Origin of the sequence: Streptomyces nidicola (genome assembly GCF_050106155.1) — a bacterium.
Taxonomy (GTDB): domain Bacteria; phylum Actinomycetota; class Actinomycetes; order Streptomycetales; family Streptomycetaceae; genus Streptomyces.
Window position 1 is genome coordinate 6536302 of the sequence record NZ_JBNBPI010000001.1, and the last position, 12939, is coordinate 6549240.

At 70.3% G+C, this 12939-nt stretch carries 13 protein-coding genes; 7 read left to right on the plus strand and 6 right to left on the minus strand.

Annotation, left to right across the window (positions count from 1 at the left end; genetic code table 11):
* Window positions 1-3: 3 nt before the first annotated feature.
* The 4 genes from macS to ACOKM3_RS29520 all read left to right on the plus strand — a co-directional run bounded on the left by macS (window position 4) and on the right by ACOKM3_RS29520 (window position 4165).
* Window positions 4-1218, plus strand: coding sequence for a MacS family sensor histidine kinase (gene macS, locus ACOKM3_RS29505; protein ID WP_426904049.1), 1215 nt, complete (start codon window positions 4-6; stop codon window positions 1216-1218).
* 67 nt (window positions 1219-1285) lie between these two features.
* Window positions 1286-1966 (plus strand): response regulator, encoded by a 681-nt coding sequence (locus tag ACOKM3_RS29510; RefSeq protein ID WP_426904050.1) that lies wholly within the window; start codon window positions 1286-1288, stop codon window positions 1964-1966.
* 53 nt (window positions 1967-2019) lie between these two features.
* Window positions 2020-3048, plus strand: coding sequence for a 6-phosphofructokinase (locus ACOKM3_RS29515; RefSeq protein ID WP_426904051.1), 1029 nt, complete (start codon window positions 2020-2022; stop codon window positions 3046-3048).
* Between the two features lie 106 nt (window positions 3049-3154).
* Window positions 3155-4165 carry a 2-hydroxyacid dehydrogenase gene (locus tag ACOKM3_RS29520; protein WP_426904052.1) on the plus strand — a complete coding sequence of 337 codons (1011 nt, stop codon included), beginning with the start codon at window positions 3155-3157 and terminating at the stop codon, window positions 4163-4165.
* Here the strand turns inward: ACOKM3_RS29520 and ACOKM3_RS29525 are convergent.
* Both ACOKM3_RS29525 and ACOKM3_RS29530 read right to left on the minus strand, forming a co-directional pair.
* Window positions 4105-5994, minus strand: coding sequence for an anthranilate synthase family protein (locus ACOKM3_RS29525; RefSeq protein WP_426904053.1), 1890 nt, complete (start codon window positions 5992-5994; stop codon window positions 4105-4107). The genes ACOKM3_RS29520 and ACOKM3_RS29525 overlap by 61 nt on opposite strands.
* A gap of 122 nt (window positions 5995-6116) precedes the next feature.
* Window positions 6117-6176: a trp operon leader peptide gene (locus ACOKM3_RS29530; RefSeq protein ID WP_351338815.1), complete on the minus strand. Its 60-nt coding sequence runs from the start codon at window positions 6174-6176 to the stop codon at window positions 6117-6119.
* A gap of 109 nt (window positions 6177-6285) precedes the next feature.
* Between ACOKM3_RS29530 and ACOKM3_RS29535 the strand changes: the two genes are divergently transcribed.
* Together ACOKM3_RS29535 and ACOKM3_RS29540 are read left to right on the plus strand one after the other, a co-directional pair.
* Entirely contained in the window at window positions 6286-7638 is a 1353-nt protein-coding gene (locus ACOKM3_RS29535; protein ID WP_426904054.1) for a class II 3-deoxy-7-phosphoheptulonate synthase, read from the plus strand.
* A gap of 158 nt (window positions 7639-7796) precedes the next feature.
* A complete protein-coding gene (locus tag ACOKM3_RS29540) occupies window positions 7797-8072 on the plus strand; it encodes a (2Fe-2S)-binding protein (RefSeq protein ID WP_426904055.1) in 276 nt (91 codons plus the stop codon).
* A 15-nt stretch (window positions 8073-8087) separates the two neighbouring features.
* Here the strand turns inward: ACOKM3_RS29540 and bfr are convergent, their stop codons facing one another.
* Window positions 8088-8567, minus strand: coding sequence for a bacterioferritin (bfr, locus tag ACOKM3_RS29545; RefSeq protein ID WP_399234629.1), 480 nt, complete (start codon window positions 8565-8567; stop codon window positions 8088-8090).
* Between the two features lie 175 nt (window positions 8568-8742).
* Between bfr and ACOKM3_RS29550 the strand changes: the two genes are divergently transcribed.
* Window positions 8743-9375, plus strand: coding sequence for a sulfite oxidase-like oxidoreductase (locus ACOKM3_RS29550; RefSeq protein ID WP_426904056.1), 633 nt, complete (start codon window positions 8743-8745; stop codon window positions 9373-9375).
* A gap of 34 nt (window positions 9376-9409) precedes the next feature.
* Here ACOKM3_RS29550 and ACOKM3_RS29555 read toward each other — a convergent pair whose 3' ends face one another.
* The 3 genes from ACOKM3_RS29555 to pknB form a co-directional block, all read right to left on the minus strand.
* Window positions 9410-9910, minus strand: coding sequence for a DUF4396 domain-containing protein (locus tag ACOKM3_RS29555; RefSeq protein ID WP_426906926.1), 501 nt, complete (start codon window positions 9908-9910; stop codon window positions 9410-9412).
* Window positions 9911-10036: 126 nt separating this feature from the next.
* Window positions 10037-10900, minus strand: a complete 864-nt coding sequence (locus tag ACOKM3_RS29560; RefSeq protein WP_426904057.1) for a deoxyribonuclease IV — start codon at window positions 10898-10900, stop codon at window positions 10037-10039.
* A gap of 48 nt (window positions 10901-10948) precedes the next feature.
* A complete protein-coding gene (gene pknB / locus ACOKM3_RS29565; RefSeq protein ID WP_426904058.1) occupies window positions 10949-12901 on the minus strand; it encodes a Stk1 family PASTA domain-containing Ser/Thr kinase in 1953 nt (650 codons plus the stop codon).
* Between the last annotated feature and the right edge of the window lie 38 nt (window positions 12902-12939).

Genomic DNA, 12939 nt, shown 5'->3' on the forward strand with positions numbered 1-12939 from the left:
GACATGGGGAACACGGTCGGGCGCGAGCGGGTCGTGCGGATGTCGGTCGAGCAGCCGCTGTGGCGCGCTCTCACCGGGTACCGCCTGCTGACCCTCGTGTACGCGATCGGGCTGTTCGCCTCCTCGTACGAGGTGTACGAGCGCCCGTGGGTCGGCGCCGGCTACTTCGCGGTCCTCGCGGTGTGGACGCTGGCGACGCTGCCGCAGGTGTCGGGCGCCGGACGCTGCACCAAGCGGTTCCTCACCGCCGACCTGACGATCGCCGTCGCCGGCATCCTGCTCTCGCCGGTCGCCGGGCACGAGCGGGCCGTCACCGGAGGCTCCACGCTGCCGTCGATCTGGACGGCCGGCGCGGTCCTCGCCTTCGCGCTCAAGGGCGGCTGGCGGTGGGCGGCCGGGGCGTCCCTGCTCGTCGGGGTCGCCAATGTGCTGCAGCGCGGCGACATCACCCGCGGCCTCGTCCACAGCGTCCTTCTGGTCTGCATCGCCTCCATCGCGATCGGCTACGTCGTGGAGGTGGCCCGCGCCTCCGAGCGCACCCTCGCCCGCGCCCTGGAGATCGAGGCGGCGACGCGCGAGCGGGAGCGCCTCGCCCGCGACATCCACGACAGCGTGCTCCAGGTCCTCGCGATGGTGCAGCGCCGCGGCACCGCCCTCGGCGGGGAGGCGGCGGAGCTCGGCCGGATGGCGGGCGAGCAGGAGGTCGCGCTGCGCACGCTGGTCGCCGGGGGCCTCGTACCCGCGTCCCGTGCGTCCGAGGACGCGGAGGACGGCGCCGTCGTACGCACGGTGGTGGAGCCGGCGGAACCGGCGGAGGACGAGGGCGCGGGCCCGCGCGATCTGCGCCCCCTCCTTGCCGGGCACGCCGGTGGACGCATCACTTTCTCGGAGCCGGGCGCCCCGGTGCCGATGCGGCCCGCCGCGGCTCGCGAACTGGCCGCCGCCGTCAGTGCCGCCCTGGACAATGTGCGGCTGCACGCGGGCGCGGAGGCCAGCGCGTGGATCCTCGTCGAGGACGAGCCGGACGCGGTGATCGTGACGGTGCGGGACGACGGCCCCGGCATCCCGGAGGGCCGCCTCGCGCAGGCCGAGGGCGAGGGCCGGCTCGGCGTCGCCCTGTCGATCCGCGGCCGGCTGCGCGACATCGGCGGCACCGCCGAGCTGATCTCGGTTCCCGGCCAGGGCACCGAGGTCGAACTGCGCGTACCGAAGAAGTAGTTCGCGTATCGAAGAAGTAGTGGAGAAAGAGCCCGTACGGGCCACGGGGGAAGGCAGGACCGGAGAGATGAGCGAATCGAACGGATCCATCAAGGTCATGGTGGTCGACGACCACCCGATGTGGCGCGACGCCGTCGCCCGCGACCTGGGCGCGGCCGGCTTCGAGGTCGTCGCCACGGCGGGCGACGGCGAGCAGGCGGTGCGCCGCGCGCAGGCCGCGGGGCCCGACGTCCTCGTCCTCGACCTGAACCTGCCGGCCAAGCCCGGCGTCCAGGTCTGCAAGGAACTCGTCGCCGCCGACCCCCGCCTGCGCGTCCTCGTGCTGTCCGCGAGCGGTGAGCACGCCGACGTACTGGAGGCGGTGAAGTCCGGTGCCACCGGCTATCTGCTCAAGTCGGCCTCCACGGACGAGCTGATCGACGCGGTGAGGCGCACCGCCGTCGGCGACCCCGTGTTCACGCCCGGCCTCGCGGGCCTCGTCCTCGGTGAGTACCGGCGGCTCGCCTCGGACCCGTCCCCGGCCGGTGACGCCGACGAGTCGGGCGCGGCCCCGCAGCTCACGGACCGGGAGACCGAGGTGCTGCGCCTCGTCGCGAAGGGCCTGAGCTACAAGCAGATCGCCGAACGCCTGGTCATCTCGCACCGTACGGTCCAGAACCACGTGCAGAACACCCTCGGCAAACTCCAGCTGCACAACCGCGTGGAACTCGTCCGGTACGCGATCGAGCGAGGTCTGGACGACGACTGACCCCGCGCGGGACAGTGGCTCCCAACCACTCGCCGTGACAAGGGAGTTACGCCATGAGGGTCGGAGTGCTGACCGGAGGCGGTGACTGCCCCGGACTGAACGCTGTCATCCGGGGCATCGTGCGCAAGGGCGTGCAGGAGTACGACTACGACTTCGTAGGGTTCCGGGACGGCTGGCGCGGTCCCCTGGAGAACGACACCGTCCCTCTCGACATCCCCGCGGTGCGCGGCATCCTGCCCCGCGGCGGCACCGTGCTCGGCTCCTCGCGGACCAACCCCCTCCAGGCGGAGGACGGCATCCGCCGCGTCAAGGAGAACCTCGCCAAGCAGGAGGTCGGGGCCCTCATCGTGATCGGCGGCGAGGACACCCTCGGCGTCGCGGCCCGGCTCGCGGACGAGTACGGCATCAAGGTCGTCGGCGTACCGAAGACCATCGACAACGACCTCTCCGGCACGGACTACACCTTCGGTTTCAACACGGCCGTCGGCATCGCCACGGAGGCCATCGACCGGCTGCACACCACCGCCGAGTCCCATATGCGGGTCCTCGTCGTCGAGGTCATGGGCCGGCACGCGGGCTGGATCGCGCTGCACTCGGGCCTGGCAGGCGGGGCCAACGTCATCCTCATCCCCGAGCAGCGCTTCGACGTCGAGCAGGTCTGCTCCTGGGTCACCTCCCGCTTCCGCTCCTCGTACGCCCCGATCGTGGTCGTCGCCGAGGGGGCGATGCCGCGCGACGGCGACATGGTGCTGAAGGACGAGTCGCTGGACTCCTTCGGGCACGTGCGCCTGTCCGGCGTGGGGGAGTGGCTGGCGAAACAGATCGAGAAGCGGACGGGCAAGGAGGCGCGGACGACGGTCCTCGGCCATGTGCAGCGCGGCGGCACCCCGTCCGCGTTCGACCGGTGGCTGGCCACGCGCTTCGGGCTGCACGCGATCGAGGCGGTGCGGGACGGGGACTTCGGGAAGATGGTGGCGCTGCGGGGGACGGACATCGTGCGGGTCCCGATCGCCGAGGCGACAGCCCGCCTCAAGACAGTGGACCCCGCCCTGTACAAGGAAGTGGGCGTCTTCTTCGGGTAGCCATCTTGGGGGCGCGGGGCTGTGTCGATATGCGGCTCCGCCGCGTGTGCGCAACCGTTCCACGGCTCCATGTGCCGTACGGGAAGGCGATACATACACTCCCCTCATGGAGATTCTCGCATTCGGTGTGCAATCGGACGAAAAGCCCCTCATCGAGAAGGCCTTCGAGGGTCACCACGACGTCCGCTGCCTCGACGTCTTCCTCAACGAGGACACCGCCCCGATCGCGGCCGGCTACGAGATCATCTCCACGAGCGTCAACGCCACCCTCAACCACCGCGTGCTCCAGACCCTCGCGGCCGGCGGCACGCAACTGATCGCCCAGCGTTCCACCGGCTTCAACAACATCGACCTGGACGTCGCCGAGCGACTCGGCCTGACCGTGGCCCGCGTCTCGTACTACTCGCCGTACTCGGTCGCCGAGTTCGCCTGGGCGCTGGCCATGGCCGTCAACCGGCGCATCGTGCGCGCCTCCACCCGCACCCGCGACTTCGACTTCCGGCTCGACGGGCTGCTGGGCCGGGACATGCACGGGCGCACCGTCGGCGTGCTCGGCACCGGCAAGATCGGCGAGGCCTTTACCCGGATCGCGCACGGCTTCGGCATGAACCTGCTCGGCTGGGACGTCACCGAGAACCCGAACTGCACGGCCCTCGGCATGAAGTACGTCGACAAGGAGCAGCTGTTCGCCGAGGCCGACGTCATCAGCCTGCACGTGCCACTGCTGCCCGCCACCGAGCACATCGTCGACGCCGCCGCGCTGCGCGCCATGAAGGACGACGCGATCCTGATCAACTCCAGCCGCGGCGGCCTCATCGACACCAAGGCCCTGGTCACCGAGCTCCGCGAGGGCCGCTTCGCGGGCGTCGGCCTCGACGTCTACGAGGCGGAGGCGGGCCTGTTCTTCCTCGACAAGTCGCTCGACGTCGTCGAGGACGACACCCTGGCCCGCCTCGTCACGTTCCCGAACGTCCTGGTCACGTCCCACCAGGCGTACTACACCGTGGACGCGGTCGGACAGATCATCGAGACCACGGTGCAGAACGTCCTGGACTATCAGGCGGGGCGCCGCTCCGAGAACGTGCTGGTCCCCGCCGAGGCGCCGTCGACCAGCTGAGCCAGCAGCTCCCGTACGATCCCTGCGCCGCGCAGCGACAGGACCGACTCCGGGTGGAACTGCACGCCCGCGAACGAAGGCCCGCGCAGCGCGTGCACCTCGTCCGTCGCCCGGTCCCGGCTGACCTCCACGCCGTGCGCCGCCAGCTCGGTCGCCGCCGCGTCGTCGCAGGACGCCACGAAGCTGTTGTAGAACCCGACCTTCTCGGTCCGCCCGAACACCTCGACGTCGGTCTGCGCGCCCTGGTACGGCACCTCCTTGCGGACGATCTCCAGGCCCAGCTCCGCCGCGATCAGCTCGTGGCCCAGGCAGACGCCGAGCACACCGTGTTCGTGCGTGCGGATCACGTCGGCGGTCAGGGAGCGCAGGAAGCGCATCTTCGGGTCGGTGAGGTCGGAGGGGTTGCCCGGGCCGGGGCCGAGCACGACCGGGCCCTCGTGCGCGAGGACTGCCTCCCGCAGGCCCTCCTCGTCATAGCGCCGCACCGTCACGTCGAGCCCCGTCGAGCGCAGCACGTGCGCCAGCATCGCGGTGAAGGTGTCCTCGCCGTCGACGACGAGCGCGTGCCCGGAAAGCTCGTTCTCGCGCTTCTGCATCCGCAGCCAGAACGGCGCGAGCGCCGACCTGCGCCCGTCGAGCGCCGCCCGCACCCGCGGGTCGTCGGCGAGCGCGGGCCGCGTGCTCTCGGCGCGCGGGCGCCCGGGGCGCACGCCCAGCGCGGCCAGCACGCCCGCCGCCTTCGCGTGCGTCTCCGCGACCTCGCTCGCCGGGTCGGAGCCGCGCACGAGGGTCGCGCCGACCGGGACGCGGAGCTGCCCTGCGGCGTCGATGTCGGCGGTGCGGATCAGAATGGGGGAGTCGAGCGTCTGCGCCCCGCCCGCGTCCCGGCCGACGAGCGCGAGCGCCCCCGCGTAGTAGCCGCGGCCGCCGACCTCGTGCCGCTCGATGACCCGGCAGGCGTTCTGCACGGGCGAGCCGGTGACGGTGGCCGCGAACATCGTCTCCTTGAGCACGTCCCGCACATCGAGGGTCGACTTGCCGCGCAGCTCGTACTCGGTGTGCGCGAGGTGCGCCATCTCCTTGAGTCGCGGACCGACCACGACACCGCCCATGTCGCCGACGGTGCACATCATCTTGAGCTCCTCGTCGACGACCATCGACAGCTCCTCGATCTCCTTGCCGTCGGCGAGGAAGTCCAGCAGGTGCGCGGGCGTCGGGCCCTCGGCCGGGTAGCGGTACGTGCCGCTGATCGGGTTCATGACGACGGTGCCGCCGGACATCCGGACGTGCACCTCGGGGCTCGCCCCCACCAGCGTCCGGTCCCCGGTGTGCACGACGAACGTCCAGTACGCGCCCCGCTCCCCGTCGAGCAGCCGCCGGAACAGCGCGAGGGCGTCGGCCCGCGAGAATCCCGCGATCTCACCCTCGTACGTCCTGCGGATCACGAAGTTCGCGCCCTCGCCCTGCCCGATCTCCTCGCGCAGCACCCGGCCCACGATGCCCGCGTACGTGTCGTCGTCGACGTCGAAGCCGCCGCCTTGGACCTGGACGTCGTGCCGCGGAAGCTGCTCCAGGGCCTCGGCGAACGGGAGCTCGTACGACTCCTCGGGGGTGAGGACCGTGAGCGGGGTGCCGTCGTCGCGGACGTCGAAGCCGCGCTCCCGGATCTGCCGGAAGGGGACGAGGGCGAGCCCTTCGGGGATGTCGGCGAGGCGTTCGTACGCGCCGACCTGGCCGATCAGGACCTCGACCGTGTCGTGCTCGCGGCCGGGGGTGCGGCGGCGCAGCAGCGCGAAGGGGCGGTCGTCGGTGAGCAGTGCGTCCAGCATGAGGAGTGTTCCTTCCGGTGACTTCGACAGTCGTCGACTTCGGGAGTCGTCAGGGAGGAACAGCCCGTGAAAACACTGAAGGCCGCCCCTCGGGCGGCCTTCGCGGTTTCGGAAACGCGCAGTCAGTGGGCCGCCGGATGTGCGGTCCACCACCAGGTGCGGTGCAGCTGTTGCGCGAACATGAGCGTCACCGTACCCGATGCCCGCGCCGTGTGGCTCAGACGTGTCGCGTCCGTCTCAAAAGATGAGCGGGGGGATGGACGGGCGACATGACCCCGTAATGTTTACGAGGTGACCGTGAACGCTAAGACCAGCGCGAGCGCTGGCAACACCTGGCGAAACCTGCCCGCGGCGCAGCAGCCCGAGTACCCCGATGCCGAGGCTCTGCGCGATGTGATCGCGGACCTCGAGTCGTATCCGCCGCTCGTCTTCGCCGGCGAGTGCGACCAGCTGCGCAACCGCCTGGCGGCCGTCGCCAAGGGAGAGGCGTTCCTGCTCCAGGGCGGCGACTGCGCCGAGGCCTTCGACGCCGTCTCCGCTGATCACATCCGGAACAAGCTGAAGACCCTGCTCCAGATGGGCGCCGTGCTGACGTACGCCGCCTCGGTGCCGGTGGTGAAGGTCGGCCGGATCGCCGGTCAGTACTCCAAGCCGCGCTCCAAGAGCACCGAGACCCGCGACGGCGTCACGCTGCCGACCTACCGCGGAGACTCCGTCAACGGCTTCGAGTTCAACGAGGCCGCCCGGATCCCGGACCCCGAGCGCCTGAAGCAGATGTACCACGCGTCCGCTTCGACGCTGAACCTCGTGCGCGCCTTCACCACGGGCGGCTACGCGGACCTGCGCCAGGTGCACGCCTGGAACCAGGACTTCGTGAAGTCGTCCCCGTCGGGCCAGCGCTACGAGAAGCTCGCCCGCGAGATCGACAACGCGCTGAACTTCATGCGCGCCTGCGGCACGGACCCGGCCGAGTTCCAGACGGTCGAGTTCTACGCCTCCCACGAGGCGCTGCTGCTCGACTACGAGTCGGCGCTGACCCGCGTGGACTCGCGTACGGGCGATCTGTACGACGTCTCGGGCCACATGGTCTGGATCGGCGAGCGCACGCGTCAGCTCGACCACGCGCACGTCGAGTTCGCCTCGAAGATCCGCAACCCGATCGGGATCAAGCTCGGCCCGACGACGACGGCCGAGGAGGCGCTGCAGTACATCGAGCGCCTCGACCCCGACCGCGAGCCCGGCCGGCTGACCTTCATCGTCCGCATGGGCGCCGACAAGGTCCGCGACAAGCTGCCCGAGCTGGTCGAGAAGGTCACGGCGTCCGGCGCGCAGGTCGCCTGGATCACCGACCCGATGCACGGCAACACGTACGAGGCGGCCTCCGGTCACAAGACCCGGCGCTTCGACGACGTGCTCGACGAGGTCAAGGGCTTCTTCGAGGTCCACAAGGCGCTCGGCACGCACCCGGGCGGCATCCACGTCGAGCTCACCGGTGACGACGTCACCGAGTGCGTGGGCGGCGGCGACGAGATCTTCGTCGACGATCTGCACCAGCGCTACGAGACGGCCTGCGACCCGCGCCTGAACCGCAGCCAGTCGCTCGACCTGGCGTTCCTGGTGGCGGAGATGTACCGCGACCAGTGACCTCCGGGTCTTCGAACAAATGCCGTGGGGCGCGGATCACAGGGATCCGCGCCCCACGGCACTTTTGTACAACCGGCCCGGCGGGTAAGGTTAGGTTAGCCTCACCGATCAATCGGGACGGCGTTGCCTGTGAGTCCCGACGACAGTCCGACCGGGAGGTGAACCGCGTGTTCGTCTGCAACTGCTTCGGTGTCACCGAGGCACAGGTCAAGAAGCACGCGGAGGACGGTGCCTGCACCCCCCGCCAGATAGCGTCGGCCTGCAAGGCTGGCACCGACTGCGGCTCCTGCGTCCGCCGGATCCAGGCGCTGCTCGGCCGGAGCGCGTGCCCCCGCAGGGAGCTCGTCGAGCAGGGCGAGTCGGCCGTGGCCCTCGCGCCGCAAGCGGAATCGGCGGGACTGCCGGAACCGGCTGAGCTGCCGGAAGCGGCCTGATCCGAGCGACGGGACCTAGCTCTCCGGCTGCTCGATGAGCTGCGCGATGTACAGCGCCTCACCCAGCTTCTCCACCAGCTCCAGCTGCGTGTCCAGGTAGTCGATGTGGTGCTCCTCGTCCTCGAGGATCGACTCGAAAATGTTCGCAGACGTGATGTCGCCCTTGCCGCGCATCAGCTCGATGCCCCGCTTCAGACGGTCGATCGCCTCGACCTCGATCTGCCGGTCCGCCTGGAACATCTCGGTGACCGTCTGGCCGACCCGGACGTGGAAGAGCCGCTGATAGTTCGGCAGACCGTCCAGGAACAGGATCCTGTCGGTCAGCACCTCCGCGTGCTTCATCTCGTCGAACGACTCGGAGCGTGTGTACTTCGCGAGCTTCGTCCAGCCGAAGTTGTCCTGCATCTTCGCGTGCAGGAAGTACTGATTGATGGCCGTGAGCTCGGCCGTCAGCTGCTCGTTGAGAAACTCGATGACCTCGGGGTCGCCCTGCATCGCAGAGGCTCCTTCCAAGCGGTTACTGGGCAGGTTTCGCGCATCCTTGCACCGGCACACGAGTGCGTCCAGTAAGTGCATGCTTAGTAGGAGTTGCCCGAATCAACGCTCGTGGCAGGTCCGGGCGGGGTGGGCGTGGTCACGTCCACTGCTCCAGGTCTGTCAGGATGGAGGCATGGGTCATCCGGTGGGTCGCGAGTCTGGGGGAGCAGTGCAGCCGGAGCTTCCACCGGGGCAGCGTCTGCAGCGCGGCTGGCCCGTCACGCACTACGGCCCGGTGCCCAAGTTCCGGCCCGAGCGCTGGGAGTTCAGGGTCTTCGGCGCGACCGCCGACGGTGACAAGCACTGCTGGAACCACGAGGAGTTCTCGGCGCTGCCGTACGGGACCGTGGTCGGCGATCTGCACTGCGTCACGAAGTTCAGCATGCTCGCCGCCGAATGGGGCGGCGTACGCGCCTCCACGATCCTGGAGCTCGCCCCTCCCGGGCCCGATGTCACCCATGTGATGGTGTGGGCCGAGTACGGATTCTCGTCCAACCTGCGGCTGTCCGACTTCGTGTCCGAGCGGACCATTTTCGCCACGCACAAGGACGGCGAGCTGCTCACCGCGGAGCACGGTTTCCCGCTGCGCCTCGTGGTGCCCCATCTGTACGCCTGGAAGGGCCCGAAGTGGGTGCGCGGCGTCGAGTACATGACGGCGGACCGGCGCGGGTTCTGGGAGGAGCGCGGGTACCACAACGTGGGCGACCCGTGGCGTGAGCAGCGGTACTCGTACCAGGAGGGGCCCGGCGAAGGGCCCGAGTTCTAGGCCTCTCACCGGGCTCGGGGGTGCCCCCTGGGGGTCAGTGGTACTGGTGCACCACCGCGTGGCCCTTGCCGCGGCCGATCATCCAGCGGTTGACCGGGGTCGTCACCACGAAGGCGATCGCCAGTGACAGGGCCAGCGTGATCCAGAACAGGGCGTCCGAGAGGTGGGCGTCCATGGCGCTCGGCCAGAGGGCGATCACGCCGTTGTCGATCAGCTCCATGACCGCGATGGACACGGTGTCCGCGGCCAGTGCGACGCGGAGGGCGGACTTGAAGTCGACGCCCGCGCGCAGGACGCCGCGCATCGTGAGCGAGTAGCCGAAGAAGAAGGCGAGCACGATCGCCAGGATCATCGTCGGCACGTTGCCCCAGCCGAGCGCGGTGCCGATCACCATGCCGAGGACCTCGCCGATGGCACAGCCGGTGAGGCAGTGCAGGGTGGCCTGGGCGGCCATGGACCAGCTGACCTTGCCGCCGGTGCCGGGTGCGCCGTGCGTGCCGTGGTGTTCGTGCCCGGTGTGCGTCTCGTGCTGCATGGTTCCCCCAGTGGTCACTGCGGATGCTGTCACTGAGGGAACCATATACCCCCTAGGGGTATTCCGCAGGTTGTGAAATCCCCGGATCCGAAGTTCCCGGATCCGAGGTTCTCAGCTTCGAAGTTCTCAGATCCGAAGCTCCTTGAGGCGTGCGACGTCGGCCGCGTGCCCCTCCTTGCCGCCGGGCGTCTCGATGACCAGGGGAACGTTCTCGGTCGCGGGGTGGGCCAGCAGTTCGCGGAACGGGTCCTCGCCGATGTGGCCGGAACCGATGTTCTCGTGCCGGTCCTTGTGGGCGCCCACGACGTCCTTGGAGTCGTTGGCGTGGATCAGCTTGAGGCGGCCCTCGCCGACCGTGTCGACGAGCAGGTCGAGGGTCTGCTTCATGCCGGCCGGGCCCGTGAGGTCGTGGCCCGCCGCGAAGATGTGGCAGGTGTCGAGGCAGACGCCCAGCTTGGGGTGGCGGTCCAGGACGTCGAAGTACGGGCCGAAGTCCCAGGTGCGCGAGCACAGCGAGGCGCCCTGGCCCGCGGTCGACTCCAGGAGCAGGAACGGGTCGTCCTCGTGGGTCAGCTCGTCGAGCAGCGGCAGCATGCGCTCGCGGACCTGCGCGAGGGCGACCTCACGCTCCCGGCCGCCGGTCGCGGAGCCGGTGTGCACGACGACGCCGAGGGCGCCGATGGCGCGGGCGCGGCGCAGGGAGTGCCGCAGGGACTCCACCGACTTCTCCACGGTCGCCTCGGTGTGCGAGCCGAAGTTGATCAGGTACGGGGCGTGGACGTACGCCGGGATGTTCTCGGCGGCGCACTGGGCGCGGAAGTCCTCGTCCTGCTTGGGGTTGCCGGGCGGGGTGGCCCAGCCGCGGGGGTTGGCCACGAAGACCTGGACGGTTTCGGCCTTGAGGTCACGGGCGTAGGAGAGGCCTACGCTCGCGAGGCCGCCGGCCACGGGGACGTGACCGCCGATCGGGTTGCGGATGCTGCTGTTCACCCGGCCCAGGGTGTCATGGGTGTTCGAACGCCCGGGGCCGGGCCGCCGCTACCGGATGGTGATCGTGATGCTGGACCCCTTCGGGGCCTCGTCGCCGCCCTCCACCGACTGGCTCTTGACGGTGTCACCGAACAGGCCGAGCAGCCCGCGGTTCTCCTCCACCTCGAAGCCCGCCGCGCTGAGCCGCGACTTCGCCTCGTCGACCTTCATGCCCGTGACATCGGGGACCTCGACCATGACGGGGCCCTTGGAGATCGTCAGGGTCACCGTGTCGCCCTCGGCGAGCTTGCCCTCGGCCGGGGACTGCCGGGCGACACTGCCCTTGTCCTCCTCGGAGTTGACCCGCTTCGTGGAGATCTCGGCCTTCAGGCCCGCGTCCTCGAGGTCGGCGATGGCGTCCTGCTCGGACTCGCCCGTGACATCGGGGACGTCGATGGGGGAGCCCTTGGAGACGACCAGGGCGACGGCGGAACCGGCCTTGCGGGTCGCGCCCGCGCCGGGATCCGTGCTGATCACCGAGCCCTTGGTGATCTGGTCGCTGAACTTCTTGGTGGTCATGCCCGGTTCGAGATCGCGCTTCTTGAGGTTGCTCTTCGCCTCGTCCAGCGGGGTGCCGCTGAGGTCGGGGACCTTCACGGTCTTCGAGCCCCTGGACACGGTCAGATCCACCGTCCCGCCGTTGCGGATGCGGTCGCCGGAACCCGGGTCGCTGTCCATGACGGTGCCGCGCTTGAACGTGTCGCTGTACGCGCGCGTGACCGTGCCCCGCTCCAGGCCCGCGTCGGCCAGGCGCTTCTCGGCCTGCGTCTGCGTCTGGTTGAGGACGGACGGGACCTTCGTGAACTGGCCGGAGTTGATGTACCAGACGCCGGTGCCGAGGCCGAGGACCAGCAGGACCGCCGCGAGGATCGCGAGGGTGCGGCGCTGCGGGCCGCGACCGCGACCGCTGCCGTGCGCAGGGCCGGGGGCCATGGGCGGTGCGGGCGGCGGCATCTCCAGGCGGCTCGTCCGGTTGAGCTGCGCCTGGTCCGCGGAGTCCGTGGGCAGCGGCAGCTGTACGGGCGTGCCCAGCGCGCGCGGGATCACGCTCGTACGGTCGTCGGCCCCCAGGTGCTCCGTGTCGAGCGCCTGCGGCGGCACCGCGTCCAACTGGGCGTCGGTGAGCGCCGACCGGGCGCCCCTGGCCTGCCCGAGGAGCGCCACGGCGTCGTGCGGACGCACCTCGGGGGTGCGTGCCGTCGCCGACGCGACCAGCTCGTCGAGCTCGAAGGGGAGGCCGGGGACCGCGGCCGAGGGCGGGGGCACGTCCTCGTGGAGGTGCTTGTAGAGGATCTGGGCGGGGGACTCGCCCGCGTGCGGCTTGCCGCCGGTGAGCATCTCGTAGAGGACGACACCGCACGCGTAGACGTCGACGCTCGGCGTCGCCGTGCCGTTCTCGATCTGCTCGGGCGCCAGGTACGAGACTGTGCCGAGGACCGCGCCCGTCGTGTTCGTGACCGTGTCCACCGCGCGGACCAGGCCGAAGTCCGCCACCTTGACCCGGCCGTCGTCCCCTATCAGGACGTTCTCCGGCTTCATGTCGCGGTGCACGAAGCCCGCGCGGTGGGCCGCTCCCAGCGCGGCGAGGACCGGCTCCAGGATGTCGAGGGCGGCGCGGGGCCGCAGCGCTCCCCGGTCGCGCAGCACGTCGCGCAGGGTGCAGCCGGCGACGTACTCCATCGCCAGATACACGTACGGACCGTCGGTGCCCTGGTCGAACACCCCCACGACGTTCGGGTGCGAGAGGCGGGCCACCGACTTGGCCTCGCGGATGAAACGGTCCACGAACGAGGCGTCGGCGGCCAGCGAGGGGTGCATCACCTTGAGCGCGAGCACGCGGTCGAGGCGGGTGTCCACGGCCCGGTAGACCGTGGCCATCCCGCCGACCGCGATGCGTGCGTCGACGCGGTACCGGCCGTCGAGCACGTGCCCGAGCAACGGGTCCTGAAGGGTCGTGTCCACGCAGGCGAGTGTACGAGGAGTGACCGACAGGCAGACCG

Coding starts and splice junctions, on each gene's coding strand:
- macS (WP_426904049.1), top strand. CDS start 4: ATGGGGAACACGGTCGGGCGCGAGCGGGTCGTGCGGATGTCGGTCGAG.
- ACOKM3_RS29510 (WP_426904050.1), top strand. CDS start 1,286: ATGAGCGAATCGAACGGATCCATCAAGGTCATGGTGGTCGACGACCAC.
- ACOKM3_RS29515 (WP_426904051.1), top strand. CDS start 2,020: ATGAGGGTCGGAGTGCTGACCGGAGGCGGTGACTGCCCCGGACTGAAC.
- ACOKM3_RS29520 (WP_426904052.1), top strand. CDS start 3,155: ATGGAGATTCTCGCATTCGGTGTGCAATCGGACGAAAAGCCCCTCATC.
- ACOKM3_RS29525 (WP_426904053.1), bottom strand. CDS start 5,994: ATGCTGGACGCACTGCTCACCGACGACCGCCCCTTCGCGCTGCTGCGC.
- bfr (WP_399234629.1), bottom strand. CDS start 8,567: ATGCAGGGCGACCCCGAGGTCATCGAGTTTCTCAACGAGCAGCTGACG.
- ACOKM3_RS29550 (WP_426904056.1), top strand. CDS start 8,743: ATGGGTCATCCGGTGGGTCGCGAGTCTGGGGGAGCAGTGCAGCCGGAG.
- ACOKM3_RS29555 (WP_426906926.1), bottom strand. CDS start 9,910: ATGCAGCACGAGACGCACACCGGGCACGAACACCACGGCACGCACGGC.